We start from the raw sequence: 25429 nt of genomic DNA on the forward strand, positions 1-25429 counted from the left end.
CCGTTTCATCAAGGGTATGGACCCGTCTTGAAAACGACTTTCCTTATGCTCCGTCCGGCGCTGCATCTCTTAGGGCCGCGGCGACTCGGATAGCAGCCGACGGCGCCACACTTGTCCGTCATGAAGTCGATGCGCGGGGGGAAGGCGAGGAGTCCGGGCGGAGAACACCCGTAAGGGGGGCCCCCCAGCTTGGGGGGGACGAAGTCCCAGAGGGCCGGGTGGTTCCGCCCGGACTCCTCGGCTTCCCCCCCTCCTAAATGCGGACGGCGACGGTGGCGATGGCGTGGCAGACGATGGCGTCGCCGCGGCCCACCGCATCAAGACCTTCGGCGCTCTTGGCCTTGACGTTCACGCGCGAGACGTCGAGCCGGAAGATCTCCGCCAGCGAACCCCGGAGCTCCGCGTAGTGCGGCTTGAGCTTGGGCTCCTCGGCGATGACCGTCACGTCGAGGTGGAGGAGCTCGGCGTTCTTCGCCGCCGCCCTCTTGAGCACATGCTCGACGATGCGGCGGCTGGCGATGTCCTTGTAGGCCGGGTCGGTGGGCGGGAAGGCGATGCCGATCTCCCCCTCGCAGAGAGCGCCGAGCACGGCGTCGGAGGCCGCGTGGAGCACGACGTCGGCGTCGGAGTGGCCGAGCAGCCCTTTGGGGTGCTTGAGGCGCACGCCCGCCAGCCAGAGCGCCCGCTTGGGCACGAGCCGGTGGATGTCGTAGCCGTGTCCGGTGCGGAGCTCGCGGCGCAGGCCCTGCCGGGCTTCGAGAAGGGCTTCCGCCATGGTGAGGTCCTCCGGGGTGGTGACTTTCAGGTTCTCGTAGCTCGAGGAGACGAGGTGGACCTTGTAGCCGCAGCGCTCCACGAGCTGGGACTCGTCGGTGGCGAGCTTGTCGGCCGCGTGGCGCGCGAGCGCCTCCGCGAGGGCCGTGCGGCGGTAGCACTGCGGCGTCTGCGCCTGCCAGAAGCGCTCGCGGGGAGGCGTCGAGGTCACGCGTTCGCCGGAAGGGTCGGCCTGCTTGAGCGTGTCCTTGACCTTGACCGCGGCCACGGCCGCGCCGTGGCGGGCCGCGGCGGCGAGGGTCCGGCGGATGACGTCGGGGCTCACGAGCGGGCGGGCCCCGTCGTGCACGGCCACCAGGCCGGTCCGCTCGGGCAGGGCCTCGAAGCCGTTGCGCACCGAGCCCATGCGGGTCTCCCCGCTCTGGACGATGCTCACCCGCTCCGAGGCCAGACGCGTGCCGTGGGCGAGGAGGTCCTCCTCGCCGAGGACGAGGACGATGTCGGAGATCTCGGGGACCTGGAGGAAGGCCTCGAGGGCCCATTCGACGCAGGGCCGCCCGGCCAGGGGCAGGAACTGCTTGGGCCGCCCCATGCGCGAGCCGGAGCCGCCGGCGACGATGATCGCGGCGGCCTTCCCGGGGAACGGGATGACGCTGCGGCGCAGGCCTTTGGCGCGCGCGGCCCGCGCCGGACGGCGGCGGATGGGCCCGTGGTGGCGCGCGCTCACTTGTCTCCCTTGTAGCGGCCGAAGATCATGCGGCCGGCGGAGGTCTGAAGGATCGAGGAGACGGTCAGGTCCACGCGCTTGCCGATGTGGCGCTTGCCGTCCTCGACGACCACCATCGTGCCGTCGTCGAGATAGCCGACGCCCTGGTCGCGCTCCTTGCCGTCCTTCATCACATAGACCGACATCCCCTCGCCGGGCAGGACGACGGGCTTGAGCGCGTTGGTGAGGTCGTTGACGTTGAGGCAGACGACGCCCTCGACGGCGGCGATCTTGTTGAGGTTGAAGTCGGTGGTGACGACCCGGGCGCCGAGGTCCTTGGCCAGGCGCACGACCTTGCCGTCCACGTCGGAGACCTCGGGGACGTCGCGGTCCATGACGCGCACCGGGATGTCGGGGTTCTCCTGCATGCGCGCGAGCATGTCGAGCCCGCGCCGCCCGCGGGCGCGCTTCATGCCGTCGGGCGAGTCGGAGAGATGGTGGAGCTCCTGCAGGATGAAGCGCGGGACCACGACGGTTCCCGAGAGGAACTTGGTCTCGCAGATGTCCACCACGCGGCCGTCGATGATGGCGCTGGTGTCGAGCACCTTGAGCGTCAGGCCCCGGCGCTTCGAGCTCGCCAGGATGTCCTTGTCGAGGGAGTCGAGCTCGGGGAACTTGCGCACGAAGACGAGCACGCCGAGCACCGCGAAGGCCAGGTTGCGCAGCAGGTCGTACTGCGACCATACGGGGGCGATGCGCTCGAGCGTCGTGAGCACGAGGTAGTCGGCGAGCTTGGAGACCACCAGGCCCGAGACGGCTCCGAGCAGGCCGGCGATCATCGCGACGAGGCTGATGCTCTCGATGAGCATCTCGATGAGCACGAGCGTGACGCCGACGCCGACGCCGATGAGGACGCCGACGCGGGAATGCGTGATCTGGAAGAATACGACGAGCGGGAAGCCCAGCACGAGCGCGACGCGGAATACCCAGGTCATCATGATTTCAATCCTCTCCTCCCGGGAGCGCTGCGGCGAGCGCCGACGCGAGGTCGGCGGCGCCGTGCACCTCGAGACCGAGGCGCGTCCCGGATTTCGGAAGTTCCTTGAGCGAACGGGCGTCGACCAGCGCCGAACGGAAGCCGACGCGTTCGGCCTCCTTCAGGCGCTGGGCCAGCAGTCCGACGCGGCCGACCCCGCCGAGCAGCCCGACCTCCCCGATGAAGACGCTCTCGGAGGTCAGCGCGCGGTCGCGGGCCGATGAGACGACGGCGAGGCAGACGGCGAGGTCGAGCGCGGGGTCCTTCACGCGCAGCCCTCCTGCGATGTTCACGAAGACGTCGTGGCTGTCGAGGCGCACGCGCAGGTGCTTCTCGACGGCGGCGACGAGGGTGAAGAGGCGGTTGAGGTCGAGGCCGGTGGCCATGCGGCGCGCCAGCGGGTAGCGCGTCGGCGTGACCAGGGCCTGGACTTCGACGAGGATGGGCCGCGAGCCCTCGAGGGTCACGGAGACGGCGCGCCCGACCGTCGGCGTACCGCCGTAGTCCTCGAGGAAGAGCTTCGAGGCGTCCACGACGTCGCGCAGGCCCTTCTCCGTCATCTCGAAGAGCCCCACCTCCGAGGTGGGACCGAAGCGGTTCTTCTCCGCGCGCAGCACGCGGAGCAGCTCCCGGTCCTCGGAGTCGAACTGGAGCACGGTGTCCACGAGGTGCTCGAGAGTCTTGGGCCCGGCCGTCGTGCCGTCCTTCGTCACGTGCCCGAGGAGGAAGAGGACCGCGTCGCGGCCTTTGGCGACGCGCAGGAGCTCGGCGGCGCACTCGCGCACCTGCCCGACCGAGCCGGGGCTGCCGGTGAGGTCCTGGCGGAACACCGTCTGGATGGAGTCGAGGACGATGGCGGCGGGAGCGGTCTCCTCGATGGTCTTGAGGATGGCGTCCAGGTCGGTCTCGGAGGCGAGCGTGACGTCGGCGCCGTCGAGCCCGAGCCGGCGGGCGCGGTCGCCCACCTGGGAGAGGGACTCCTCCCCGCTCACATAGAGGACCTTCCGCCGTGCGGCGAGCCCCGCCGCGGCCTGGAGCATGAGGGTGGACTTGCCGATGCCGGGCGCTCCGGCGAGGAGGAGGACCTGGCCGGCGACCACGCCGCCGCCGAGCAGGCGGTCGAGCTCGCCCACCCCGGTGGGGACGCGCTCGAGGGTCCTGCCCTTCGCCTCGGAGAGGCGCACGACGCCGGAGGAGGCGGGAGTGAGGGCGCGCGCCGCGCGCGTCGCCGCGGCCGCGTCCTTCCCGAAGGCCACGACCTCCTCGGCGAGGGTGTTCCAGGCGCCGCAGCCGGGACACTGTCCGGCCCACTTGGGGGCCTCGTGGGCGCACTGCTGGCAGCGGAAGACGGCCTTGAGTTTCATGCGAAAGCGGGGAGCGGGGCGGGTCTAGTTGCTCTTGGAGCGGCCCTTGGTGCCGGCGGCTCCGAAAGAGACCATCCCGAAGAGGTAGGCGATGTCCTTGTCCTCGAAATTGACGTTCACCCAGCTCTGATAGCGCGGGACGACGGCGACGTCCTCGACGCGCGCGCCCACGCCGACGAGGCGGTGCAGCCGGGCCATCGCGCCGAGGTCGTAGGAGGGCTTGTCGAAGCGCCGCCCTTCGATGACGCGGTTTCGCCCGAAATCGTAGGCCTGCCCCATGACGCTGAAGCGGCCCCAGAAGGGGTCCGACTTGAAGGGCGTGTAGGTGAGCCGGCCTCCGCCGCCGGAACGCAGCACGCCGAGGCCGAGGTCGACGCCTCCCCATTCGAAGCCGAGCAGGGCGTCGACGCGGTTCTTGCGCGCGTAGTCCACGCCGCGGGCGGCGTCGGACTCGTTGCCGAGGTTGGAGCCGCCGACGTAGTAGTAGCGGCCCTCGCGCGGGGAGATCTTCATGCCGATGTCGCCGTGCGAGCCGCGGATCGCGTGGTCGTAGCGCCAGTCGTAGTTCCAGTAGATGCGGAACTGGTTCATGCGCCCGACCATGTCCTTGACGGTCCCCATCGTGTCCTTGAGGCTGGTGACCGTCTCCTTGACGTCGTCCTTCATCTTCTCGTCGGAGAGCAGGGCGCCGACCGCGCCTTTGCCCGAATCCAGGTTGGCCATCATGCGGTCGGTCTTGGCCAGGATGCTGTCGAGCTTCTCCGTGACGCCGTCCATGCGGGTCATCGCCGAAGTCAGCTGGGGCTTGATGTCGGCGAACATCTCGTCGAGGTTGGCGGTGAGGCTGCGCACGTGCTCGACCGAGGCGTTGAGGTTGGCCGCGAGCGTGCCGGGCTTGGCCTCGCCGTTGAGGCCCCCGAGGAGGTCCTGGAGGCTCCCCAGGGTCTTGCTCAGCGCCTTCTCCATGGAGACCGAGTCCACGCCGGCCAGGAGGTCGCCGTCCTGGAGCAGTCCCGTGGCGGCATGGCCCTGGTCGATCTGGAGGAACTTCGAGCCGATGAGGCCGGTCGAGCCGACCGAGAAGGCCGCGTCGCGATAGACGGGCACGCCCTTGCGGATGCGGACGTCGACGTGGACCTTGCCGTCCTCGAAGCGGATGCGGCGGACCTTGCCGACCTCGACGCCCGAGAGCTTGACCGTGGAGTCCTCGGCGAGGCCGGTGACGTCGGAGAAGGTGATGTCGAGGGCGTAGCGCTTCTCGAAGGTGAAGTCCCCGAGCAGGAAGATGCCGACGGAGAGCAGGATGAGCCCCGTCAGCACGAAGGCGCCGACCTTCACCTCATTGGTCAATGGGTCCCCGCAGTGAGCATGCCCGGATTATATTGAATTTTCAATGCTTTCCGGCATCCGAGGAACTCAGACCGCATTATTATCCTCGTCATACTCCCGGAGCTTCATGCGGATGGGGCCGTCGCTGCGCCCCTCCACGAACTGCCGCACGTGCGCGTTGTGGGTGATCTTGATGATCTCGGGGTGCGCCGCCTCGAGCACGCGCCCCTCATAGAGCATCGCGATGCGGTCGCCGATCTTGTAGGCCGACTTCATGTCGTGGGTCACCGCGATGGAGGTCACCCCGAGCTTGCGCTTGACGTCGAGGATGAGGTCGCTGATGATGTCCGACATGATGGGGTCGAGGCCCGTGGTCGGCTCGTCGTAGAGGAGGTACTTGGGACCTGCGGCGATGGCGCGGGCGAGCGAGACGCGCTTCTTCATGCCCCCGGAGAGCTGGGCCGGCTTCATGTCCTCGATGTCCTTGAGGCCGACGAGCGCGAGCTTCTCCCGCGCGATCGAGCGGTAGCGGGATTCGGGGATGTCCGTGAGGTAGCGCAGTCCGAAGGTGACGTTCTCCCAGACGGTCAGCGAGTCGAAGAGGGCGCCTTCCTGGAAGGCGTAGCCGAACTTGCGGCGGTAGGCGGCGACTTCCACCTCGTCGCGCAGCTTCGTGATGTCCATCCCGTCGACCTCGATGATCCCCTCGTCGGGGCGCACGAGGCCGATGACGCACTTGAGGAAGGTGCTCTTGCCGCAGCCCGAGCCCCCGATGATGACGAGGGTCTCGCCGTCGTGGACGTCGAGGTCCACCCCGCGCAGGATGTGCCGGGAGCCGAAGTTCTTGACGACCCCGGTGGCCTGGATCACGTGATCCCCACGGCGACGAGGATCGCGGTGACGAAGTAGTCGACGACGAGCACGGCGCTCATGCTGTAGACGACCGCGGAGGTCGTGGCCTTGCCCACGCCTTCGGCGCCGCCGCTCGTGTTGAGCCCCTTGTAGCAGCTGATGTAGGAGATGCAGATCGCGAAGACGTAGGTCTTGGCGAGCCCGTGGAAGAACTGCTGGTTCCCGAGATGGTCGAAGACGTCGTGCCAGTAGACGCTCGTCGGGATGCCGAGCTTGATGTTGGCGACGATGCAGCCGCCGATGACGCCCGAGTAGTCGGCGAAGATCGTCAGGATGGGGAGCACGACGAGGAAGGCGATCACGCGCGGGATGACGAGGTAGCGCACGGGGTCGGTCCCCAGGGTGTAGAGCGCGTCCACCTGCTCGGTCACCTTCATCGTGCCGAGCTCCGCGGCGATGGCGGCGCCGGCGCGGCCGGCGACGACGAGGGCCGTCATCACGGGGCCGAGCTCCTTGACCAGCGCGAAGCTCACGATGGTCCCGGTGAAGAGGGGCTCGTTGAAGAGGGACTTGAAGGAGGCGCCGGTCTGCAGGGCCAGCACCATGCCGGTGAACAGGCTCGTCATCACCGTGACGCCGAAGGACTCGACGCCGATGCGCATCATCTGCACGAGGGCCTGGCGCCACTCGATGCGCGAGCGCAGCACCCAGAGCACGCTCGAGCGCACGAGCAGGGAGGCGCGCCCCGAGGACTCGGCCCAGCCGATGAGGGTCTCTCCGGCGGCCGACAGGAGGCGTTCCCTCATCGGTCGATGTACACCCGCGGGACGCGGGCCTGGAGCCCGGTCACGACCTCGTAGGAGATGGTCCGCGACCGTTCGGCGACCTCGGCGGCCCCGATGGAGAGGGCGCCCTGGCGGCCGATGAGCACGGCCTCGTCGCCGACCCGGGCCTCGGGAGCGTCCGTCGCGTCCACCATGATCATATCCATCGTCACCGTGCCCACGATCGGGCAGCGCCGGCCCCGCAGGAGGACCTCCCCCGCGTTCGAGAGCAGCCTCGGCAGCCCGTCGGCGTAGCCGATGGGCAGCGTGGCGATGCGCGAGGGGCGGCGCGCCCGGAACGTCCCGCCGTATGAGATGCGGGTCCCGGCCGCCACATTCTTCAAAAAGACGACCCTCGTCTTCAAGGAGAGGACGGGGACGTAGCCCGGCCAGAGCCCGTAGGCGGAGATCCCGGGCCTCACCAGGTCGAAACGGCTCGACGGGTAGAGCAGCGCGCCCGCGGAGTTCGCCGCGTGCGCGAGCGCGGGACGCAGGCCGGCGTGGGAGAGGTCGCGCAGGGCGGCGCGGAAGCGCTCGAGCTGCAGGCGCGTGTACTCGCGGTCCTTCTCGGCGCTGGCGAGGTGGGTATAGACCCCCTCCAGCTCGACCGCGGGCGTCGCCGCCAGGAGCTCGGCGACGGAGAGCCCGGAGGGCCAGCTCACGCCGATGCGGCCCATGCCGGTGTCGAGCTTGAGGTGGCAGCGCAGGGGACGGAAGCGGCGGGCCGGGGCGTGCGCCTTGCGGGCGGCCTCGGCGACGAGGCGCGCGCCGTCGAGCGAGGCGACGGTGACGGTGAGCCCGCTGCGCACGGCGGCGAGCGTGCTGGGGAAGGGGTAGAGCGAGCCGAGGACGAGGATCGGGCGGCGGAGCCCCGCATCGCGCAGGGAGAGCCCCTCCTCGACGGAGGAGACCCCGAGGCGGTCGACGACGCCGGACTCGACGGCGGCGCGCGAGACCCGGGTCGCGCCATGGCCGTAGCCGTCGCCCTTGACGACGAAGAGGATGGAGACGCCGGGGCCGATGCGCCGGCGCAGCTGCAGGAGGTTGGAACGCAGCGCGCGGAGGTCGATCTCGGCCCAGGTGGGCCGGTGGAAGCGCCGCGGGAAGACGACTCTGGGAGTGCGTCCGGGCCGCGCCGCCCCGAGAGCGCTCACTCGAAGGTCGCCTGCTCCTCTGCGGGCTCTTCCGCCCCGGCGGCGTCCTCGACGAAGTTCTCGAAGCGCGCCAGCTCGCTGCGGAAGACGAGCGGGACCTTGCCGACCGGACCGTTCCTCTGCTTCGCGATGATGAGCTCGGCCTTGTGCTCGAGGGTGGGGTCGTCGCGCTTGTAGTAGCCCTCGCGGTAGATCATCCCGACGACGTCGGCGTCCTGCTCCAGGGCGCCGGATTCGCGCAGGTCCGAGAGCTGGGGGCGCGCGTCCACGCGGCCCTTCTCCTCGGTGCGGCGCGAGAGCTGGGAGAGCGCCACGACCGGCACGTTGAGGTCGCGCGCGAGCTGCTTGAGGCCGCGGGAGATCTCCGAGACCTCCTGCTGGCGGTTCTCGGTGCGGCGCGAGGAGCCGTGCATGAGCTGGAGATAGTCGATCATGACCATCCCGAGTTCCTTGCCCTTCGAGTGGAGCTCGCTGGCGAGGCGCCGCGCCCGGGTGCGCACCTGGAGCACGGTGGAGGCGTTGGAGTCGTCGATGTAGAGCGGGGCTTCGGAAAGCCGGGCGGCCGCGTTGGTGAGGTCCGTCCAGCGGTCGCGCGGGAAGAAGCCGCCGCGGACCTTGAAGACGTCCACGCGGGCCTCGGACGCGATGAGGCGCGTCATGATCGCGTGCTTGGACATCTCGAGCGAGAAGAAGGCCACGGGCCGGGCCTTCTTCGCGTTCAGCACGACGTTGGCGGCGATGTTCAGCGCGAGCGCGGTCTTTCCCTGGCTCGGGCGGGCCGCGATGAGGATGAGGTCGCCCTTCTGGAGGCCCGAGGTCATCTGGTCGAGCTTCGTCAGCCCGGTGGGGACGCCGGTGACCTCCTCCTTGCGCTGCGCGAGGCGCTCGATCTGCTCGATGACCTCGTGCACGAGGGCCTTGGGGTCGGTGAAGCCGACGCTCGCCTGCTGCTGGGCGATCTGGTAGATCTGGCGCTCGGCCTCGTCGAGGAGCTCGGAAGTCTCCTTCTCCTCCGAGTAGGCGCGGGCGATGAGCTCGGTGCTCGAGCGGATGAGCGAGCGCAGCAGCGACTTGTCGCGCACGAGGTGGGCGTAGTGCTCGACGTGCGCGGCCGAGGAGACCTTGTGGGTCAGCTCGTTGAGGAAGTTGACCCCGCCGGCTTCCTGGAGCATCTTCTGGGCGCGCAGCTCCTCGGAGACGGTGATGAGGTCCACGACCTGCCCGCGCTCGTGCAGGGCCGCGACGACCTCGAAGATCTTCTTGTGGGAGTCCTTGTAGAAGTCGCCGGGCCGGAGGATCTCCATGCCCTTCTCGACGGCGTCCTTCTCGATGAGCATGGAGCCGAGGACGGCCATCTCGGCGTCGAGCGCCTGCGGAGGGAGCTGAAGGGTGTCGGTCGGCATGGAAGCAAAGGCGCCCCCGTGGGGGCGCCTATCCCGGCCCTAACGGGCGCGGGCTGTTAAGATCGCGGAACGACGGAGACCTTGACCTTCGCCGAGGACTTCGGCGTCAGCCGGATCTCGACTTCGAACTCGCCGGCTTCCTTCAGCGTGGACTCCAGCCGGACGGCTTCCTTGGCGACGGTGAAGCCGGAGGCCTTCAGGCTCTTGACGATGTCGGACTTGCCGACGGAGCCGAAGAGCTTCCCGCCCTCGCCGACCGGACGAGAGAAGGAGAGCGTGACGCCCGCGAGCTTCTGCGAGACGGACTGCGCCTCGGTCTCGGTCTTGCTCTGCCGGGTCTTCAGACGCTCCTTGCCCTTCTCGTACCAGGCGATGATGGCCGGCGTGGCCTCCTGGGCGAGTCCGCGCGCGAAGAGGTAGTTGCGGGCGTAACCGAGGCGGACGTCCTTGACCTGCCCGGCCTGCCCGAGATGCTCGACGTCTTTTCGAAGGATGACCTTCATGGCGATCGACTCCCGATGTGCGGCGGAACGCTCAGACGGCCACGAAGGGCAACAGCGCGAGAAAACGAGCGCGCTTGATGGCCTGCGTGAGCTGCCGCTGATGCTTGGCGCAAGTCCCGGTGATGCGGCTGGAAAGGATCTTGCCGCGCTCCGTCGTGAAGTTCTTCAGGACGGGGACCTGCTTGTAATCCACGAAAGGGATCTGGTCGGCGCAGAACCGGCAGACCTTGCGCCGAGGAGCGAAGCGGCCGCCTCGGCCACCGCCTTTGCTCGGGGCGCCCTGGGAGCGCGCGGCCGGATGGGCCGCGGCGGGCGAACTCTCGACCGCCGGAGCGGCCGGGGTATGCGCCGGCGTCGGAATGGGATTCTCTAGCATCTAGAACGGGACCTCCTCTAGGTCTCCGGCGTCGGCCGCCGGGGCGCCTCCGGCGGCCTTGGGCGCGGGGCCCTCGGCTCCGGTGAGCGACAGGAACTGGATACGGTTCGCGACGATCTCGAAAGCGCTGCGCTTCTGGCCGTCCTTCTCGTACTCGCGCCCGGAGAGGCGCCCCTCGACGACGATCGGGACCCCCTTCTTGGCGCGGTCCTTCGCGCGCTCGGCCAGATCGCGCCAGGCGATGACGTCGATGAAGAAGGTGTCGTCCTTCCACTCGCCGGTCTTGGAGTCCTTCACGCGGCGGTTGACGGCGATGCGCATCGTGTTCTTGGCGACGCCGCTGGGGGTGAAGGCCGACTCGCCGTCGCGGACGATGCGCCCGGAGACGACGATGACGTTGACTTCGGGGAACCGGACTCCCGCGGAGGCCATTACTTCGCCGCCGCCGGGGGAACGGGAGGCGCCTTCGGGCCGGTCCGCACGGGAGCGGGCTTGCGCTCCGGCGCGAGGACGGTCATCGAGCGGAGGATGTCGTCGGTGATCCGGAACTGCTGGCTCATCTTCTGGACGAGCGCGCCGGACGCCGAGAACTTCAGGTAGAAGTAGAAGCCCTCGCGCTCGTGCTTGATGACGTACGCGAGCTTGCGGCGGCCCCAGCGGTCCTCGCTGAGGATCTCTCCGCCGCCCTTCTGGATGGACTTCTTGGTCTTGTCGATGAACTCGGCCACGGCTTCGTCGGAAAGTCGGGGCTGCACGACGACGACGGTCTCATAGGTTTGCATATAACCCGCCTATTCTAGCAAATGGTCGAGGGGCTCGACAACAGAATACTCCCCTCGGCGGCGTCCTTGACCCTTCCGGCGCCGCGTGCTATGCTCGGATTTCCCGCGCCAGCCTGTACCTTGAGGAGATTATAGCATGAAACGGTCCATCCTGGTCCTCCCGCTCCTGCTCGCGCACGCGCTCGCGTCCGGAGCCGGCGGACCGGACCCGCGCTTCGCCGCGGCCGCGCGCGAGGCCGAGGTGCGCCTGGCCGCCGCGCAGTCGTCCGACGCCAAGGACCCCGCCGCCGCCGCCCGCCTCGCATCCCTGCGCGCCTGGCGCGACGCCCTGCGCGTCTCCGCGGTCCGGGCCACGCCGGCCGACACGCTGACGCTGGTCACGGCCTCGCGGGGCTCGGCCTGGCTCCTGCGCGGCGGCCAACGGCTGCCCCCTAGGGAAACGGCCCTCCTCCGGGAAGGGGACGGGCTGTTCACGGGCCCGGACGGCCGCGTGGAGCTCCGCTTCGAGGACGGCAGCCGTCTCGTCGCGGCCCCCTCCTGCGAGCTCTCCTTCGCCCGCCTTCCCCGCCCCGGCGCCCCCGCGACGACGCTCCGCCTCTCGTCGGGACGCGTCTACTGGGAGGTCGGGACGCAGCTGCAGGGCCGTGCGGAGCTCCAGGCCGGCGCCGCGAGCGCGCGGCTCGCCTCCGGCGCGGTCGAGGCCGCCGCGCTGGCCGACGGCCGCCTCGAGCTGCGCGGCGTCGACGGCACGACGGAACTGCGCGCGCGCGCCGTCCCCTCCGCGGACGCCTGGTGGGATTCCGGGAATCCCTGAACGGGGATTCCCGGGCCGTCTCGTCAAAGCGGGAACTCCTTCAAACCGAACGCCTCCACTGCGCAACTCCCTGAAAATCCGGCGCAGACGGTTCCCCCGTCGGGGGATGGATGAACGCAGGCGCCGGATTTCAGACGCTTGACAAAAAGATGATAACCGATGTACGATAGCACCGGTATCCGGTAAACCCCGCTACTGAAAGAGAGCCAATGGCCCCTAAGAAGCGCCGCAAGCTCCCGCGCAAGCCGTTCGCAGGACCTCCCCCCGAGGTCATGGACATCAAGATGCTCGCACAGTATCTCGGGCTCGGCCGTTCCAAGATCTACAACCTCATCCGCCTCAAGAAGATCCCGGCCTCGCGCATCGGGCGGCAGTACCGCTTCTCCAAAGGCCTCATCGACCAGTGGCTGCGCGAGCGCCTCATCACCCGTCCCGAGGAGCCGCAGATATCCCTATTCAAGCAGTCCGCAAAATAATGCTGTAGGCCAACCCCTTCCTTAACTCCCCTTCCTTCGGGAAGGGGCAGGGGAAGGGAGAGCTCGAAGAAGGCCCGCGAAAGCGGGCCTTCTCTTTTTTCATAACGACAGGAGAACACTTAAGACAGTTCCCCCTACCCCTTCCCCTTCCCGCAGGGAAGGGGAGTTGAGGAATAACGGTTCCTCAGAACGCGCGTACGGACGACGGAGGAAACGCCGCTCCGACGGCCGACGGGGGCCCGACGAGAAAACACTTGCATCCAAAAAGGCGATGTGATAGCATGCTCTCAGCTCGCTGCGACGCAGCGGCGAGACTACAGGAGGAGTTCTCTACCATGGCTGAAATGGTTCACAAGTGCGGCGTGGAACGGAAGTCCGGCTACCTTTATTACATCGACAAGCAGGGCGACATCTCCCGCGCGAAGATGGCCCGCGGCGGAAAGAAGGGCGGAAAGCCCGAGAAGGTGCAGAAGGTCGGCCTGAAGAAGGCGTCCGGCTACCTGTACTACCTCGACAAGAAGGGCAACGTCTCCCGCGCGAAGATGGTGAACGCGTAAGAGCGTCTCCGCAAAAAGAGGGCCCGGCTCGAAAGAGCCGGGTCTTTTTTATGAGCGTCTTTTTTCCTCATTGCTCCCCCCCTTCGGGGGGAGGACAGGTGGGGGGAGGACTTCCGTCACTTCAGATCCCGAAGCATTCTCCCCCCTGCAGCTCCCCCCGTGGGGGGGAGACAATGAGGAACTCTGAGCGGATGAATCTCCCTTTTTGATAGACTCCGCCGGATGCCCGCCCCGACCGAACGGACTGCGCCGCTCGTGGACGCGCTCTGCGCGCTGACCCTTCAGAGCCGCGCCGAGCTCGCGAAGAGCGCCGCCTCCCGAGAGCTCCTGCGCGACCTCCTGCGCGCGGCCGCGCCGGCCCTGGGAGCCCGGACCGCCGACCTCGAGCGCGAGGCCCTGCGCCTCTGCCGCCGCGGCGGCTCGCGCCGGCCCGGTCCCCTGGGGCTCGCCGCACGCCTGCCCCGTGGCGCGGGGGCGCTCGAGACCTGCCGCCGCATCCTGCGCCGGCTCGAAAAGGAGATGTCCCGATGAGCGCGAAACTCTTGATGGGAAAGGACGTCTCCGAGCGCCTGCGCGTCGGTCTGCGCGCGCGCGCGGCGGCGGTGACCGAGGAACGCGGCACCGCCCCCCGTCTCGCCGTGGTCGTGGTCGGCGGCGACGAGGCCTCGCAGGTCTACCTGCGCAGCAAGCTGCAGGCCTGCAAGGACTCCGGCATCGAGGCCGGGGTGGAGGCCATCCCCGAGAACGTCCACGAGGGACAGCTGCTCGCCATCCTGCGCCACCTCGGCGCGGACCCCGAGGTGGACGGCATCCTCCTCGAGCAGCCCCTGCCCAAGGGGCTCGACCTCCAGCGCGTCGTCGAGTCCATCGCCCCCGACAAGGACGTCGAGGGCATCACCCCGGCGAACCTCGGCCGCTTCTACACCGCGAAGACGCTCGCCGAACTGCGCGCCTCGGGCGCCCTGGCCCCCTGCACGGCCGAGTCCGTGCTCCAGCTCGTCCTCTCCGCGGTCGAGAAGCCCGCGGGTCTCGACGCGGTCGTCCTGGGCCGCTCCGCCATCGTCGGCCGTCCCGCCGCCCACCTGCTCTCCTGCGCCGACGCGACCGTGACGCTCTGCCACTCCCGCACCCGCGACGTCGCCGCGCACGTGCGCCGCGCCGACATCGTGGTCGCGGCCGTGGGCAAGCGCGCCTTCGTCCAGGGCGGCTGGATCAAGCCCGGCGCGATCGTCATCGACGCCGGGACCCACGGCTCCGGCAAGGACGTCAGCGGCGACGTGGACTTCGCGGCCGCCTCCGAGAACGCCGCCTTCATCACCCCGGTGCCCGGAGGGGTCGGCCCCCTCACCGTCACCTGCCTCCTCGAGAACGTCGTGCGCTCCGCCGAGCGCCGCGCGAAAGCCTTCGAAGAAGCGTAGGACGTAGGCCTCTCAGTCCATTCCCGCCATAGGTCCAAGGACGCTTCTGCCGGGCGCCCATCCATGCCATACTCCAAGGCATGTCCACGCGCATCCCCGCGCGCATCGGCGCCGCGGCGGCCCTTCTCGCCGTCGCGGTGTTCTCGTGCGCGCAGAGCCATGAGGACCTCTGGCGGCGCGGCGCCGCGCTCTTCGACGGCGCCGCCCCCCTCCTGCCCTCCGCCGTGCGCGTCCCCGAACGGCCGCCCGTCCCGGACATGAGCCTGGGCGAGCTGGCGAAGACGCTCTCGCGGGAGCCGGGAGCCGTCGAGGACCTCATCGCGATCCTCGCCGGACAGGGCGGAGACCTCGGCCGCGCCTGGGCCACGCCCGAGCGCCGCGCCGCGCTGGCCGAAGCGATCCGCAAGGCCGACAAGGCCGCGCTCGACCGGCTCCCCCTCCTGACGCCCAAAGAGCTCCTGGCCGCGGCGAAGCTCTACGCGGCGAACGTGAAGCCCGCGCCGGCGCCCGCGCTCCCCGCGGAAGCGGAGCTCGCCTTCAGCGGCGAGCCGAAGGCCCCCGCTCCCGGCGCCTTCCTCAAGCCCCTGGGGCACGGCCTGCTCTACGGCGACGAATCGATCTCCGGCTCCCTCTCCGCGTACGGAGACAACCTCGCGCTCTCCGGCGCGTTCAACCGCCTCGCCGACAACGACCCCGCCGACCCCGCCTTCACGCTCGTCTTCGCCGGACGGCGCATCGACTCCGTGCGCGGGCTCCTCGAGGCCCTGCGCGGCCAGGGAGTCTCCCTCGAGGTCTCCGACCGGCGCTACTTCGCGAACTTCGGGGACCTGCGCTACGAGGACGACGGCGTGCGCCATGAGGTTCGCACCCCGGTCTACATCGACACCGGCCTGACGCTGCCGAGCGGCCGCCGCCTGGCCGTACCGGTCGCGCACAGCGAGCTGGACGTCGCCCTGCGGGGGCCGGTGAACGCCGACCTCTCCTTCTTCTTCGGCATCGACGGAGAGGCGGCCTTCCGCGCGCAGGACACGACCGACATGCGCTGGGTCGGCGGGCGCACCGTCGACGCCCGCTCCGGAGAGGAGGCCCTCGTCCTCCTCGAGCGCGCCGCCTGGACCCGCCGCGAGCTCAAGGCGAAGGCGCGCGCGCTGGGCCTCCCTCTCGGCGGCTACGGCCCGCTCGGGGACTGCAACGACGTCAACGCCTTCATCACGGGCCGGCCGGCCTACCCGATGCTCCGCGACCCGTCCCTCTTCAAGACCGGCTCCCCGCTCGACGCGGTCTCGAACGCCCTCCCTTATGATCTCATGAAGCCGCCGTCGAAAGCGGTCCTCCTCGACTCGCTGCCCTTCGACGACCTCTCCGCCGTCCCCTTCCCCGAGGTCCGCGAGGGCCTCGCCGAACTCCGCAAGTAGCCGGCCGCTCCCGCGGGTCTGTTGTATAATCCGCCCATGCCCAAGAAACCCGTCGGCCCCATCTTCGTCACCTACTGCTCCAAGAACAAGCTGCGCGGCTCCCGCCGCATGGCCGCCCGCGAACGCTACGACAGCTCCCGCATCCGGCAGGTCGAGCTCGCGGCCCAGTCGCTGGGCATCGAGTTCCGCCTCCTCTCCGGCAAGTTCGGGCTCCTCGCGCCCGACGACAAGATCCCCTACTACGACCACCTCCTCGAATGGGAGGAGATCGGGAAGCTCCTGCCCCAGGTCATCGGCCGCCTCAAGCGCGAGAACGTCGCCGGCGTCGTCTACTTCACGCGCCCCCTGCGCAAGGCCTCGGCCCCGCTCGCCTACCACGCGCTCATGGAAGCCGCTTGCTCTTCTGCGGGCATACGGATGGTGGCAATCGAGATCGAGCGTCCCGAGTAGGAGCGCATACATGAAAGCCCTCGCGATCAACGGCAGTCCCCGCAAAGGAGGCAACACCGAGCTCCTCCTCAAGAAGGCCCTCGCGCCGCTCGCGGCCGCGGGCTGGAAGACCGAGTTCGTCCAGCTCGGCGGCCAGGCCGTGCGCGGCTGCGCGGCCTGCTACAAGTGCTTCGAGAAGAAGGACGGCCGCTGCAGCCAGACCAAGGACTCCGTCAACGGCATCATCGCGAAGATGACGGAGGCCGACGCCATCCTCATCGGCTCCCCCACCTACTTCACCGACGTGACGGCGGAGGCCAAGGCCCTGCTCGACCGCGCCGGCCTCGTGGGCCTGGCCAACGGCGGGTTCTGGCGCGGCAAGATCGGAGCGGCCGTGGTGGCCGTGCGCCGCGGCGGCGGCACGCACGCCTTCGACACCATCAACCACATGTTCCTGATGTCCGGCGCCGTCATCCCCGGCTCCACCTACTGGAACCTCGGCTTCGGCCTCGACAAGGGCGACGCCGACAAGGACGAGGAAGCCGCCCGCAACATGGACGACCTGGGCCGGCACATCGCCTGGCTCGGGGAAGCCATGGCCCGCCACGCGAAGACGACCCCGCGTCCGGAGCCGTCCCTCTTAAGGGAATAGCGCGCGCCGTTTCGCGCCTGGGGCTTCCGCCCCTCCCCTTCCCCGCGGGGAAGGGAGTTAAGGAAGGATCCGTTGCACCGGGTCATCGGATGGGCACCATTCTCTCTATGGGGAGCATCCCGAGCTCGTAGAGGTCCACGAACTCCCACTCGAGCGGGTACCAACTCACGCCCCCGTCGGGGCTGAACTGGACCTGCGCGGAGACCGCCCTGTCCGAGACCCCGTGCTTCTTGATGACATGCCCGTAGTAGGCGGTCGCGTGCGGGGCCTCGAACTCGCCGGGCCGCATCGCGATGCGCAGGACGACGGTCCGGCCCGGGATGCCGTAGGTGACGCCCAGATGGGTCGCCAGATGCAGGCCCGGGATCTGGGCGCTCTCCGAGCTCGTGGGCGTCTGGCCGAGGAGCCAGCCCTTCGTCAGGATGCCCTGCAGGCGGCTGGCGAGCGTCACGTGATAGCCGTAGGCCCCGACCGCGATGAAGCGCTCGGCGTCCTCGTTGCGGTAGCCGTGCAGCGCGCCGCCGCGGTAGACGTGCATCCCATGACGGGTGTTGTGGCCCGGGCTCTGCTCGCGCAGGACGGCGGGCCGCTGCCCCGAGGGCGGGACGGGCTGCTCCTCCGAAGGAGTCTCCGGCTTCCCGTTGCGGCGGATGGCGCGCATCCTCTCCAGGAAGGCGGCATCGTCCGTACCCCAACGCGGAAGACGCTTGGGCGCCCCGGCGTCCCCGTCGAGCCAGAGCCAGCTCTTCCCGTCGCGCGAGCTCGAGTACCGGCTCTTCCCGATGCGGGCCAGGGTATAGGTCCGCTCGTAGGCCGGGTCGAGCAGCGGGCGCTCCTGCGCGGCCCCCTCCTGAGGAAGGAAGAGGTCCTTGCCGGTCTCGCGCTGGTGCAGCTCCAGCACCGCCCGCTCGACGTCGGCGAGCATCCGCGCGCCCATCGACGCGCGGTAGCGCGGATAGTCCTTGAGAACGGTGTACTGCAGGCGCCGGCGGAAAGTCGCGTCCCCCGCGTAGAGGCGGTCCACGAGGGCGGAGATCTCGACGCTGCTCATCGCGCCGAGCCGCGCATCGGACTCCCGGGTGCGCTCTTCGCTGCCGGCGCGGTCGTCCTCTCCCGCCACGGCCAGGCCGCCCGCGGGGACCGGAGTCTCGCGGCGCGCGACCTCCCGCGCCCAGCGCGCGAGGAGCTTCGCGGCCGTCCGCTCCAGGTCGCTCTCCCAGCCCGCCGGGACCCTGCGGCCCAGCAGCCAGGCCCGGAAGGAAGGGTTGTTCCGCGCCAGCTCGCGGGAGATCTCGAGCGTGCTCGTCCCGCCGAAGGGGTCCCTGCCCGTGCGGTCCGCGTACACGCAGAGGACCGCCTTCTCCACCTCGTAGACCGTGCCGACGACCCCCCTCTTCGAGGTGCGGTACGCCGGGTAGTCGCGCAAGTCGGTGAAGCGGAGCTCCTCGCGGAAGAGGGGCTCCTCGGCGTAGAGCTTGTCCAGGAGCCGGGACGCCTCTTCGGGACTCAGCGCCTCGACCCGGGAGGAGACGGAAGGCCCCGCCTCGAGCGTCTCCAGGCGCTTGAGGAGCGCGGCGGCATCTCCCGGGGCGCGGACGCTCCCGAGGGCCTCGGTTCTCGCCTTCGTCCGGTCGAAGAATCGGTCGAGCGCGTCCCCGCGCCCGGACGCGACGCCCCATGAGGAGCCGAGCCCCGTGCCCAGTCCCTGCGCTCCGACCTCCTCGGCGATGCCCTGGAGTTCGTCTTCCGGGAGTCCGAGGGTTTGAGAGTCCTCGACCTCGAATGCCCGCCCGGCGCTCTCCGAACGCCGCTGCGTGGACGCGGAGTGAGCGGCATGAAAAGAAGCCTTCGCCGCGGGCGCGGCGCTGTCCGCGCCGGGGATGACCGACTGCGGCAGGGCCGCCGGTGCGGCGAGCTGGACCTTCGGCGAGTCCTTGAGCGTCGGGAGCCCGGTCCCGAGCGAAGGGGCGGCGGCGGAGAGGACCTGGACGGAGCCGACCCCGAGATCGAGACCGGCCGGCACGGGAGCGACGACGGAGATGCCGGGCGACGCGGCGGCCGATGCGGCCGCGGAGACCTGCGCTCGGACGGGGAGCCCCTGGGAAAGAGCGGCGGCAAGGAGGAGGAGTCCCCCTCTCGCTGCGTCCCGCTTCGGAGCTCCGTGTCCCATGTCCTCAGGATAGCCGGGAAGCGCCCCGCAGGCCTGGAGCGCCGGGACCCAAAAAGTCCGATGATGGGCCCATCCGGAGAGGTTTAGGGAAAGAGGGATTCCGTAACGGTGCGGCTACTCAGCTAATTTGAACATCCTCTCCAGCGCCTTCTTGGCCTTCGCGGCGATCGCGGGGTTCACCTCTATGCGCTGGCGCGCGGAGGGCTTCTCGAGGACGGCGATGATGCGGTCGAGGTCGGTCATCTTCATGTAGGGGCAGAGCCGGCACATGGGGATGAAGCGCTTCTCGGGGAACTCGGTGCGGGCGAGGTCGCCGAGCCCGCACTCCGTCATGAGCATGTAGAAGGGCGCGTCGTTCTCCCGGAGGTACTTCATCATGTCGCCGGTGCCGCCGGCGAAGTCCACGCGCTTCACGAGCGCCGGGCCGCACTCGGTGTGGGCCAGGATCCGCACGCCGGGGTAGGTCTTCCGGTAGAGCTTCACGGAGGCGTCGTCGAAGTTCTCGTGCACGATGCACTTGCCCTTCCAGACGACGAGCTCCTGGCCCGGCTTCTTGCCGAGCTGGCGGGCGAGGTTCAGGCCCATCCATTCGTCGGGCACGAAGACGATCTTTTTGTGCTCCTTGTAGAGCCGCGCGAGGATCTTCGGCGCGTTGGCGCTCGTGACGACGCAGTCGCACTCGGCCTTCACCTCGGCGGTCGTGTTGATGTAGCAGACGACCGGGGCGCCGGGGTGCGCGGCCTTGAGCTTCCGGACGTCGGCCGCCGTGATCGCGTCGGCGAGCGAGCAGCCCGCGTCGGGAGCCGGGAGGAGCACCTCTTTCTCCGGGCTGAGGATCTTCGCGGTCTCGGCCATGAAGCGCACTCCGCAGAAGACGATGCGCTTCTGGGGCACGCCGCGGCAGAGCTTGGCGAGGCGGTAGGAGTCGCCCGTCATGTCGGCGACGCCCGCGAGGACCTCGGGCCGCTGGTAGACGTGGGCGGGGACGACGGCGTCCTTCTCCTTCTTGAGCGCGGCCACGCGCAGGGTCTTCTCGGCGAGGCGCTCGAGCTCCGTCTCGGAGTAGCCGAGCTCCCCGAGCTTCTCCGCGAGACGGTCGACCTCGGCGTCGAGCGCGCGGCCGGCGACGCTCACGCGCTCCCCCCCACCTTGTCGGGCGGGCGAAGGAGGTCGGGCTGGTTCGAGAAGACGCCCTCGACCCCGAGCGCCTTCAGGCGCCCGGCTTCGGCGGGATCGTCGACCGTGTAGACGAGGAGCTTGAGCCCCTGGGCGCGCGCGCAGCGCACCCAGCGCGCGTCGGCCTGCTGGCGGCTGATGTGGAGGCTCTCGCAGCCGATGTCCGCGGCGCCGGCGGCGGCCTCCTCCGGGGTCTGGCGGCCGGCCAGCCAGCCGAGCCGGAGCTCGGGGTCGAGGGCGCGCAGGGCCTTGAGCGAGGGATGGTGGAAGCTCGAGACGACGGTGAGATGCCGGGCGGTGGGCCGTCGGGCGAGCTCGGCCTGGACGCGGCGCTCGATGCCCTCGTAGGGGGTCGGGCCGTGCTTGACCTCGAGGTGGACCTCGACGCGGGCGCGCAGGAGAAGGTCGAGGACCTCCTTGAGGAGCGGGACCCGGGTCCCGGCGAAACGCGGGGAGAGCCAGCGTCCCACGTCGCGGCGCAGGAGCTCGGCGGCGCTCAGGCGGCCCACGGCGCCGGGCGCCCCGCTCAGGCGCGCGAGCTCGGGGTCATGGAGGACGACCAGCTCGCCGTCCTTCGTCTGCTGGACGTCGAACTCGACGGCCGCGGCGCCCAGGTCGAGGGCGGCGCGGAAGGCCCGCAGCGTGTTCTCTGGGAAATAGGCGCTGGCGCCCCGATGCGCGATGACTCTCACTTTCCGATCCTCTCCATCAGCTTGTCGTAGACGTCCTGCGGCATGCTCACCGTGGCGATCTCGCAGCGCTCGCTCTTCGGCCCGTGGAAGTCCGAGCCGCCGGTCGGCGTGAGCCCGAAGCGCCAGGCCCAGTCGAGCAGGCGCTCCGTCACCGCCCGCGTGTGCGAGGGATAGTATACCTCGATTCCCTCGAGTCCCCAGCCGATGTAGCGCTCGACGTCCTCGAGCTCCGCCATGTAGGGGTGGGCGAGGGACGCCCAGCCGCCGGCGGCGCGGATCGTCTCGATGGCCTCCCGGACGGTGGGCCCCATGGGCTCGACATAGGCGGGCTTCTCCGGCGCGAGGAAGCGGTGGAAGGCCTCCTTGCGGCCGCTCACGATCTTCTTGCGGCGCAGGGCGTCGGCGACGTGCGGACGGCCCACCGCGCGGCCGGGTTCCTTCGCCTCGGCGAGCACGTCGGAGACCTCGAGGGCCAGCCCGAGCGCGCGGAGCTTCTCCACGATGCGCCCGATGCGCAGCAGCCGCGACCCCCGGAAGGCCTCCAGGCGGGCGGCAAGCGCCGGGGAGGCGGGGTCGATGCCGTAGCCGAGGATGTGGAGGTTGTCGGCGTCGCGGGTGTTGACCTCGACGGCCGGAAGGAAGCGCAGGCCGAGCCGGGCGGCCTCGGCCGCGGCCTCGAGGACCCCGCCGACGGAGTCGTGGTCGGTGAGGGCGAAGAGCTCGGCCTTGCGGCCGTGGGCGAAACGGACGACCTCGGCGGGCGAGCAGCCCCCGTCGGAGGCGTTCGAGTGGGTGTGGAGGTCGACGCGTCTCACGACTTCGTGGTTTTCCGCGCGGCCTTCGAGAAGGCGGGAGACGAGGCGAAGAGCATCTCGACGCGGGCGTCCATGCAGGGCTCGTCGCGGCTGATCTGCTCGATGGTGACGCGGTCGAGGAAGGCCTCGACGATGGCGGCGAGCTTGCGCCAGACGGGGCGGATGCCGCAGTCGCCGGTCCGCTTGCAGATGCGCTGGCCGCGCGCGTAGCGGTCGCAGACGTAGTCGAAGACGCTCTCCTCGACCGCGCGCACGATCATCCCCAGCGAGATCTTCCCGGAGGGCTTCGCCAGCGCGTAGCCGCCCTGGGCGCCCCGGCGGCTCTGGACGAGGCCGGCGCGGCGCAGGCGCAGCATGAGCTGGTCGATGTAGTCGCGCGGGACGTTCTCGATGACCGAGAGGCGGTCGGCGTTCATCGTCTCGTTCTCCTTGAGCATGGAGAGCCGCACCATGACGCGGGTCGCGTATTCGACGGACGAGGTGATCCTCATTTTGGCCTCTAGAAGATGCCCAGCTGGTCCTTCGCCTCGTCGCTCGCCATCGTCCGCGGGTCCCACATCGGGTCGAAGGCCAGGTCGACGTCCACGTCCGTGACGCCCGGGATCTTCGCGATCGCGGCGTGCACGGAGGCCAGCAGCATCGGCCCGTAGGGGCAGGCGGGCGAGGTCAGGCTCATGCGCACGCGCACCCGCGTCCCTCCCCCCTGCGGGTCCTTCGCGAGCTCGGCCCCGTAGATGAGCCCCAGGTCCGCGATGCCGATGCGGATCTCGGGGTCCTGCACGGGGACGATGGCCGCGCCGACGGCCTTGAAGGTCACTTCGGCGGCCGGGGTCGCCGGAGCCGGCTTCGGAGTCTCGGGAGCGTCGCTCATGCGCCCTCCTTCTTTTCCAAGGCCTGCAGGAGCGTGTTCCAGGCCAGGAGCGAGCACTTGATGCGGACCGGGAAGCGGCGCACGCCGTCGAGCGCCCGGACCTCCTCGAGCGGCTCGGGCAGGGACTCGGGGGAGGCGTTCTCGAGCATGAAGGCCTTGAAGGAGCCGATGAGCCCGCGCGCCTCCTCGAGCGTCTTGCCCTCGAGGGCCTCGGCCATCATGGCGGAGGAAGCCTGGCTGATGACGCAGCCGTGGCCGCTGAAGCGCACCTGCGCGAGCCGGCCGTCCTTCACGGAGGCGGTCAGCTCGATGTCGTCGCCGCAGAGCGGGTTGACCCCGTGCGAGCGCAGCTGCGGGTTGTGCACGCAGCCCTTGTGGGTCCCCGTGCGGAAATAGTCGATGAGCACCTCGCGGTAGAGGTCCTGGAGCTCGGAATCGCCTTCGGCCATGGGAGCTTACCTCGTCCCTACTTTGAAGAATCCCTTCACCTTGCGCAGGGCCCGCGCGAAGGCGTCGAGCTCCTCGAGGGTGTTGTAGGCGTAGAAGCTGGCGCGGACCGTGCCCGGGACCTTGAGCCGCCGCATGAGCGGCTGGCAGCAGTGGTGCCCGACGCGCACGGCGACGCCCTCGGAGTCGAAGATCTGGCCCACGTCGTGCGGATGGACGTCGGCGACGTTGAAGGAGACGGCCCCGCCGCGCTTCGCGGCGTCCGGCGGGCCGTAGACCGTCACGTCCCCCGCCTCGCGCAGGATCTCGAGCGTGCGCTCGGTCAGCGCGCGCTCGTGCGCCTCGAGGGCCTCGAAGCCGAGGGCGTGCAGATACTCGACGGCGACGCCGAAGGCGATGGCGCCCGCGATGTTCGGCGTGCCGGCCTCGAACTTGTAGGGCAGCTCGTTCCAGGTCGCGCGGTCGAGCCAGACCTCGGAGATCATGTCGCCGCCGCCGAGGAAGGGGTCCATCTCCTCGAGGAGCTCGCGGCGGCCGTAGAGCGCGCCGATGCCGGTCGGGCCGAACATCTTGTGCGCGGAGAAGGCGAGGAAGTCGCAGCCGAGCGCGGAGACGTCGGTGGGCCGGTGCGGCACCCACTGGGCGCCGTCGACCAGGGACACGACGCCCTTCGCGCGGGCGAGGGCGACGAGCTCCGCGAGCGGGGAGACCGTGCCCAGCGCGTTGGAGAGCGCCGTGAAGGCGAAGAGCCGGGTCTTCGGCGTGAAGAAGCGCTCGGCCGTCGCCGCGGTGAGCGTCCCGTCGGCCTCCGGCGGGACGAAGACGAGCTTCGCGCCGGTGCGGGCGGCGAGCATCTGCCAGGGCACGAGGTTCGAGTGGTGCTCGATCTCGGTGAGCAGGAGCTCATCGCCGGGCTTCAGCGCCTTGTCGCCCCAGGAGCGCGCCACGAGGTTGATGGACTCCGTCGTGTTGCGGGTGAAGACGAGGGTGCGCGGGTCGCGCGCGCCGATGAAGCGCGCGATCTTGGCCCGCGCGTTGTCGGAGAGGATGGTGGCCTCCCCGGAGAGGGTGTGCACGCCGCGGTGGACGTTGGCGTTGTGGAGGCCGTAGAAGTGGGTGAACATCTCCACGACCTGGCGCGGGCGCTGGGTCGTCGCGGCGTTGTCGAGGTAGACGAGCGGCTTGCCGCGCACGACGCGCTGAAGGATGGGGAAGTCCTTGCGGATGCCTTGGACGTCGAGAGGGTCGCTCACAGGCCTTCCTCCACCCGCGCGCGCAGGCGCTCGGCGAGCGCGGCGTCGGGCAGGCTGCCGAGGATGGGCTCGAAGAAGCCGAGGACGAGCGTCCGCGCGGCCTCCTCGGCGCTGAGTCCCCGGGTCTGCAGGTAGTAGAGCTGGTCGGCGTCGAGCGGGCCGGCGGTCGCGCCGTGCTTGCAGCGCACGTCGTCGGTGAGGATCTCGAGGATCGGCGTCGTGTCGGCGCGGGCGGCCTCGGAGAGCATGAGGTTGCGGTTGGACTGGTAGGCCTCGCAGCCGAGGGCCTCGCGCTCGATGCGGATGAGGCCGACGTAGTTGGAGCGGGCCCTCTCGCGCAGGGCCGTGCGGTAGAGGAGGTCGCTCGTCGTGCGCGACGCGCGATGGAGCTGGCGCGTCTCGGCGTCGAAGCGCTGCGTCCCGCGCCCGAGCATCACCGCGCGGATGTCGCTGTGGGCCCCGCGGCCGAGGAGCTCGACGTCGAGCGCGCTCTTGTGCTGGAGCCCTCCGAGGAGCAGGTCGTAGTGCTCGAGGCGGGCGTCGGCGGCGAGCTCGACGCGCCCGTGCCAGAAGTGCACGGCGGCGCGGCCCAGGTCCTGGGTGTAGAAGCAGCGCAGGCGCGCGCCGCTCCCGACGACGGCGCGCGAGAAGGCGGCGCAGACGCGCGCATCCCCCGTATGCTCCTCGACGACGTCCGCCGAGGCGCCGTCCTCGAGCACGACGAGGACGCGCGGGTAGTGCGGGCCCTCCCCCTCGTGGCGGAAGCCCAGGAGCACCGGCTCCGAAAGACGCACGCCCTTGGGCACGCGCAGGAACGCGCCGCCGCGCCAGGCGGCGAGGTTGGCGAGCTCGAGGCGGCGGTAGTCGGCGTCGGCGCAGGGCGCGAGCAGGGGCAGGACGAGGTCCGGATGGCGGGCCGCGGCCTCCTCGAGAGAGAGCAGCTCCGCGCCGGCCTTCGCCGCGCGCGCCGCCGCCTCCGCGGAGAACGGAGAGAAAGGCGCGGCGGGCTTCGCCGCGTCGAGCGTCCAGAGCGCGTAGTCGGTGCGGCGCCAGGTCTCGGAGCTCTTCGGCGGCGCGGCGGCCGCGGCGAAGAGGGCCCGGGCGTCCTTGCGGGAGGCGTCGAGGTTCGTTTCCATGGGGA

29 protein-coding genes are annotated in these 25429 nt (G+C 70.1%); 8 read left to right on the forward strand and 21 right to left on the reverse strand.

Annotated features, from left to right (window positions below):
* Positions 1-253: 253 nt before the first annotated feature.
* The 12 genes from ispD to rpsF all read right to left on the reverse strand — a co-directional run bounded on the left by ispD (position 254) and on the right by rpsF (position 11103).
* Positions 254-1501 carry a 2-C-methyl-D-erythritol 4-phosphate cytidylyltransferase gene (gene ispD / locus WC969_07670; GenBank protein ID MFA6029714.1) on the reverse strand — a complete coding sequence of 416 codons (1248 nt, stop codon included), beginning with the start codon at positions 1499-1501 and terminating at the stop codon, positions 254-256.
* A complete protein-coding gene (locus WC969_07675) occupies positions 1498-2478 on the reverse strand; it encodes a PIN domain-containing protein (GenBank protein ID MFA6029715.1) in 981 nt (326 codons plus the stop codon). Before WC969_07675 ends, ispD begins: the two co-directional genes overlap by 4 nt.
* Positions 2479-2482: 4 nt before the next feature.
* The gene (radA, locus tag WC969_07680; protein ID MFA6029716.1) at positions 2483-3880 is read right to left on the reverse strand and encodes a DNA repair protein RadA; all 1398 of its coding nucleotides are present in this window, start codon (positions 3878-3880) and stop codon (positions 2483-2485) included.
* Positions 3881-3904: 24 nt separating this feature from the next.
* Positions 3905-5230 carry an MlaD family protein gene (locus tag WC969_07685; GenBank protein ID MFA6029717.1) on the reverse strand — a complete coding sequence of 442 codons (1326 nt, stop codon included), beginning with the start codon at positions 5228-5230 and terminating at the stop codon, positions 3905-3907.
* A 66-nt stretch (positions 5231-5296) separates the two neighbouring features.
* On the reverse strand, positions 5297-6079 hold the full coding sequence (locus WC969_07690; GenBank protein ID MFA6029718.1) for an ABC transporter ATP-binding protein: 783 nt from the start codon (positions 6077-6079) through the stop codon (positions 5297-5299).
* Entirely contained in the window at positions 6076-6867 is a 792-nt protein-coding gene (locus WC969_07695) for an ABC transporter permease (GenBank protein ID MFA6029719.1), read from the reverse strand. Before WC969_07695 ends, WC969_07690 begins: the two co-directional genes overlap by 4 nt.
* Positions 6864-8039: an alanine racemase gene (gene alr, locus WC969_07700; GenBank protein MFA6029720.1), complete on the reverse strand. Its 1176-nt coding sequence runs from the start codon at positions 8037-8039 to the stop codon at positions 6864-6866. The genes WC969_07695 and alr overlap by 4 nt, the downstream gene beginning before the upstream one ends.
* On the reverse strand, positions 8036-9442 hold the full coding sequence (gene dnaB / locus WC969_07705) for a replicative DNA helicase (GenBank protein ID MFA6029721.1): 1407 nt from the start codon (positions 9440-9442) through the stop codon (positions 8036-8038). The genes alr and dnaB overlap by 4 nt, the downstream gene beginning before the upstream one ends.
* A 56-nt stretch (positions 9443-9498) precedes the next feature.
* Positions 9499-9945 carry a 50S ribosomal protein L9 gene (gene rplI, locus WC969_07710; protein MFA6029722.1) on the reverse strand — a complete coding sequence of 149 codons (447 nt, stop codon included), beginning with the start codon at positions 9943-9945 and terminating at the stop codon, positions 9499-9501.
* A gap of 31 nt (positions 9946-9976) precedes the next feature.
* Positions 9977-10321: a 30S ribosomal protein S18 gene (rpsR, locus tag WC969_07715; protein ID MFA6029723.1), complete on the reverse strand. Its 345-nt coding sequence runs from the start codon at positions 10319-10321 to the stop codon at positions 9977-9979.
* Complete coding sequence (locus tag WC969_07720) at positions 10322-10753, reverse strand: single-stranded DNA-binding protein (protein ID MFA6029724.1); 432 nt, start codon at positions 10751-10753, stop codon at positions 10322-10324. It abuts the gene before it with no gap.
* A complete protein-coding gene (gene rpsF / locus WC969_07725) occupies positions 10753-11103 on the reverse strand; it encodes a 30S ribosomal protein S6 (GenBank protein ID MFA6029725.1) in 351 nt (116 codons plus the stop codon). The genes WC969_07720 and rpsF overlap by 1 nt, the downstream gene beginning before the upstream one ends.
* Positions 11104-11239: 136 nt before the next feature.
* Here rpsF and WC969_07730 point away from each other — a divergent pair, with 136 nt between their 5' ends.
* The 8 genes from WC969_07730 to WC969_07765 all read left to right on the forward strand — a co-directional run bounded on the left by WC969_07730 (position 11240) and on the right by WC969_07765 (position 16864).
* On the forward strand, positions 11240-11917 hold the full coding sequence (locus WC969_07730; GenBank protein MFA6029726.1) for a FecR domain-containing protein: 678 nt from the start codon (positions 11240-11242) through the stop codon (positions 11915-11917).
* A 209-nt stretch (positions 11918-12126) separates the two neighbouring features.
* Positions 12127-12393 carry a helix-turn-helix domain-containing protein gene (locus WC969_07735; GenBank protein MFA6029727.1) on the forward strand — a complete coding sequence of 89 codons (267 nt, stop codon included), beginning with the start codon at positions 12127-12129 and terminating at the stop codon, positions 12391-12393.
* Between the two features lie 335 nt (positions 12394-12728).
* Complete coding sequence (locus tag WC969_07740) at positions 12729-12950, forward strand: hypothetical protein (protein MFA6029728.1); 222 nt, start codon at positions 12729-12731, stop codon at positions 12948-12950.
* Between the two features lie 222 nt (positions 12951-13172).
* Positions 13173-13481, forward strand: a complete 309-nt coding sequence (locus tag WC969_07745; GenBank protein ID MFA6029729.1) for a hypothetical protein — start codon at positions 13173-13175, stop codon at positions 13479-13481.
* Positions 13478-14368, forward strand: coding sequence for a bifunctional 5,10-methylenetetrahydrofolate dehydrogenase/5,10-methenyltetrahydrofolate cyclohydrolase (locus WC969_07750; GenBank protein ID MFA6029730.1), 891 nt, complete (start codon positions 13478-13480; stop codon positions 14366-14368). The genes WC969_07745 and WC969_07750 overlap by 4 nt, the downstream gene beginning before the upstream one ends.
* A gap of 80 nt (positions 14369-14448) precedes the next feature.
* Positions 14449-15783 (forward strand): hypothetical protein, encoded by a 1335-nt coding sequence (locus WC969_07755; protein ID MFA6029731.1) that lies wholly within the window; start codon positions 14449-14451, stop codon positions 15781-15783.
* Positions 15784-15819: 36 nt separating this feature from the next.
* Positions 15820-16233, forward strand: coding sequence for a hypothetical protein (locus WC969_07760; GenBank protein ID MFA6029732.1), 414 nt, complete (start codon positions 15820-15822; stop codon positions 16231-16233).
* A 10-nt stretch (positions 16234-16243) separates the two neighbouring features.
* On the forward strand, positions 16244-16864 hold the full coding sequence (locus WC969_07765; protein MFA6029733.1) for a flavodoxin family protein: 621 nt from the start codon (positions 16244-16246) through the stop codon (positions 16862-16864).
* 82 nt (positions 16865-16946) lie between these two features.
* Here WC969_07765 and WC969_07770 read toward each other — a convergent pair whose 3' ends face one another.
* From WC969_07770 to sufD, 9 genes are all read right to left on the reverse strand, one after another.
* Complete coding sequence (locus tag WC969_07770) at positions 16947-19034, reverse strand: hypothetical protein (GenBank protein MFA6029734.1); 2088 nt, start codon at positions 19032-19034, stop codon at positions 16947-16949.
* Between the two features lie 114 nt (positions 19035-19148).
* Positions 19149-20168 carry a quinolinate synthase NadA gene (gene nadA / locus WC969_07775; GenBank protein MFA6029735.1) on the reverse strand — a complete coding sequence of 340 codons (1020 nt, stop codon included), beginning with the start codon at positions 20166-20168 and terminating at the stop codon, positions 19149-19151.
* Positions 20165-20902, reverse strand: a complete 738-nt coding sequence (locus WC969_07780) for a glycerophosphodiester phosphodiesterase family protein (GenBank protein MFA6029736.1) — start codon at positions 20900-20902, stop codon at positions 20165-20167. Before WC969_07780 ends, nadA begins: the two co-directional genes overlap by 4 nt.
* Positions 20899-21717, reverse strand: a complete 819-nt coding sequence (locus tag WC969_07785) for a PHP domain-containing protein (GenBank protein MFA6029737.1) — start codon at positions 21715-21717, stop codon at positions 20899-20901. Before WC969_07785 ends, WC969_07780 begins: the two co-directional genes overlap by 4 nt.
* A complete protein-coding gene (locus WC969_07790; GenBank protein MFA6029738.1) occupies positions 21714-22208 on the reverse strand; it encodes an Rrf2 family transcriptional regulator in 495 nt (164 codons plus the stop codon). The genes WC969_07785 and WC969_07790 overlap by 4 nt, the downstream gene beginning before the upstream one ends.
* An 8-nt stretch (positions 22209-22216) precedes the next feature.
* On the reverse strand, positions 22217-22588 hold the full coding sequence (locus WC969_07795) for a metal-sulfur cluster assembly factor (protein MFA6029739.1): 372 nt from the start codon (positions 22586-22588) through the stop codon (positions 22217-22219).
* Positions 22585-23037 (reverse strand): SUF system NifU family Fe-S cluster assembly protein, encoded by a 453-nt coding sequence (locus WC969_07800; GenBank protein MFA6029740.1) that lies wholly within the window; start codon positions 23035-23037, stop codon positions 22585-22587. Before WC969_07800 ends, WC969_07795 begins: the two co-directional genes overlap by 4 nt.
* 6 nt (positions 23038-23043) lie before the next feature.
* Complete coding sequence (locus WC969_07805) at positions 23044-24288, reverse strand: cysteine desulfurase (GenBank protein ID MFA6029741.1); 1245 nt, start codon at positions 24286-24288, stop codon at positions 23044-23046.
* On the reverse strand, positions 24285-25424 hold the full coding sequence (gene sufD / locus WC969_07810) for a Fe-S cluster assembly protein SufD (protein ID MFA6029742.1): 1140 nt from the start codon (positions 25422-25424) through the stop codon (positions 24285-24287). Before sufD ends, WC969_07805 begins: the two co-directional genes overlap by 4 nt.
* Between the last annotated feature and the right edge of the window lie 5 nt (positions 25425-25429).

This window comes from Elusimicrobiota bacterium, assembly GCA_041660925.1.
In the GTDB taxonomy this organism is placed as follows: Bacteria; Elusimicrobiota; Elusimicrobia; order UBA1565; family UBA1565; genus JBAZUV01.

Excerpts from the sequence above, each read along its gene's own strand:
- WC969_07675 (MFA6029715.1), bottom strand. The coding sequence starts at position 2,478 with ATGATGACCTGGGTATTCCGCGTCGCGCTCGTGCTGGGCTTCCCGCTC.
- radA (MFA6029716.1), bottom strand. The coding sequence starts at position 3,880 with ATGAAACTCAAGGCCGTCTTCCGCTGCCAGCAGTGCGCCCACGAGGCC.
- WC969_07695 (MFA6029719.1), bottom strand. The coding sequence starts at position 6,867 with ATGAGGGAACGCCTCCTGTCGGCCGCCGGAGAGACCCTCATCGGCTGG.
- dnaB (MFA6029721.1), bottom strand. The coding sequence starts at position 9,442 with ATGCCGACCGACACCCTTCAGCTCCCTCCGCAGGCGCTCGACGCCGAG.
- rplI (MFA6029722.1), bottom strand. The coding sequence starts at position 9,945 with ATGAAGGTCATCCTTCGAAAAGACGTCGAGCATCTCGGGCAGGCCGGG.
- rpsR (MFA6029723.1), bottom strand. The coding sequence starts at position 10,321 with ATGCTAGAGAATCCCATTCCGACGCCGGCGCATACCCCGGCCGCTCCG.
- WC969_07720 (MFA6029724.1), bottom strand. The coding sequence starts at position 10,753 with ATGGCCTCCGCGGGAGTCCGGTTCCCCGAAGTCAACGTCATCGTCGTC.
- rpsF (MFA6029725.1), bottom strand. The coding sequence starts at position 11,103 with ATGCAAACCTATGAGACCGTCGTCGTCGTGCAGCCCCGACTTTCCGAC.
- WC969_07730 (MFA6029726.1), top strand. The coding sequence starts at position 11,240 with ATGAAACGGTCCATCCTGGTCCTCCCGCTCCTGCTCGCGCACGCGCTC.
- WC969_07735 (MFA6029727.1), top strand. The coding sequence starts at position 12,127 with ATGGCCCCTAAGAAGCGCCGCAAGCTCCCGCGCAAGCCGTTCGCAGGA.
- WC969_07740 (MFA6029728.1), top strand. The coding sequence starts at position 12,729 with ATGGCTGAAATGGTTCACAAGTGCGGCGTGGAACGGAAGTCCGGCTAC.
- WC969_07745 (MFA6029729.1), top strand. The coding sequence starts at position 13,173 with ATGCCCGCCCCGACCGAACGGACTGCGCCGCTCGTGGACGCGCTCTGC.
- WC969_07750 (MFA6029730.1), top strand. The coding sequence starts at position 13,478 with ATGAGCGCGAAACTCTTGATGGGAAAGGACGTCTCCGAGCGCCTGCGC.
- WC969_07755 (MFA6029731.1), top strand. The coding sequence starts at position 14,449 with ATGTCCACGCGCATCCCCGCGCGCATCGGCGCCGCGGCGGCCCTTCTC.
- WC969_07760 (MFA6029732.1), top strand. The coding sequence starts at position 15,820 with ATGCCCAAGAAACCCGTCGGCCCCATCTTCGTCACCTACTGCTCCAAG.
- WC969_07765 (MFA6029733.1), top strand. The coding sequence starts at position 16,244 with ATGAAAGCCCTCGCGATCAACGGCAGTCCCCGCAAAGGAGGCAACACC.
- WC969_07770 (MFA6029734.1), bottom strand. The coding sequence starts at position 19,034 with ATGGGACACGGAGCTCCGAAGCGGGACGCAGCGAGAGGGGGACTCCTC.
- WC969_07790 (MFA6029738.1), bottom strand. The coding sequence starts at position 22,208 with ATGAGGATCACCTCGTCCGTCGAATACGCGACCCGCGTCATGGTGCGG.
- WC969_07795 (MFA6029739.1), bottom strand. The coding sequence starts at position 22,588 with ATGAGCGACGCTCCCGAGACTCCGAAGCCGGCTCCGGCGACCCCGGCC.
- WC969_07800 (MFA6029740.1), bottom strand. The coding sequence starts at position 23,037 with ATGGCCGAAGGCGATTCCGAGCTCCAGGACCTCTACCGCGAGGTGCTC.
- sufD (MFA6029742.1), bottom strand. The coding sequence starts at position 25,424 with ATGGAAACGAACCTCGACGCCTCCCGCAAGGACGCCCGGGCCCTCTTC.